Consider the following 837-nt stretch of genomic DNA (forward strand, 5'->3'; position numbering starts at 1 on the left):
GAATCAAAGGATCAAAAAAATGTAGAGTCAAAAGAAAAACATCTTTTAACTCATAATTATTTATTTGATGTTGTTGATGAAGAACAATTTAACTTATACGAAGATGAATTATTTTTAAGAACAATCACTTTTAAAGAAAAGAAAGTAAATGACATTTTGACACCCCGAACAAATGTAGTTGCGATTGATATAAATGAATCTGTGGACTATATATGTAATTTATTTTTACAAGAACGGTATTCTAGAATCCCAGTGTATGAGCAGGATATTGATCATATAATTGGTGTTATTTCTGAAAGGGAATTTTTAACTCAACTTATACAAAAACAAACAGTTAGTATTCATGAACTGATTAGAGAGCCGATTTTTGTTATGGAAACAATGAAAATTTCTACAGTGCTAAAAATACTTCAAAAAAAAAATGCACATCTAGCTATTGTTATGGATGAATTTGGAGGAACTTCTGGTATCGTTACGCTTGAAGACATAATAGAAGAACTCGTTGGCGAAATTAGAGATGAATTTGACGAGCAAGAGGATGATTTTTTCCAAATAAATGAGAATGAATACCAATTCCAAGCCGCAATTAGCTTATCGAGTTTTTTTAATCGATTTAACATAAAAAAGCCAAGTAGTAAATATTTAACATTAGGTGGATGGTTATTTGAAAGTTTTAAACATATACCAAAAAATGGAGAATTACTTCAATATAAAAATTTAACCTTCATCATTAAAGAAGTTCAAAATAGAAGAATACAAAGTGTAATTGTAAAAATAAACCAACAAAATTTGCAAAGTAAACTCGGTTCTTAGGAGCCGAGTTTTTTATGTTTTTGA

General features: G+C 28.3%; 1 protein-coding gene. It reads left to right on the plus strand.

What is annotated here, in order from left to right; genetic code table 11:
- The coding region (locus CN514_RS25055) for a hemolysin family protein (protein ID WP_141529545.1) at positions 1-813 on the plus strand (813 nt) is incomplete at its 5' end.
- Positions 814-837: the final 24 nt, after the last annotated feature.

Origin of the sequence: Bacillus sp. AFS001701 (assembly GCF_002559405.1) — a bacterium.
GTDB lineage: Bacteria > Bacillota > Bacilli > Bacillales > Bacillaceae_G > Gottfriedia.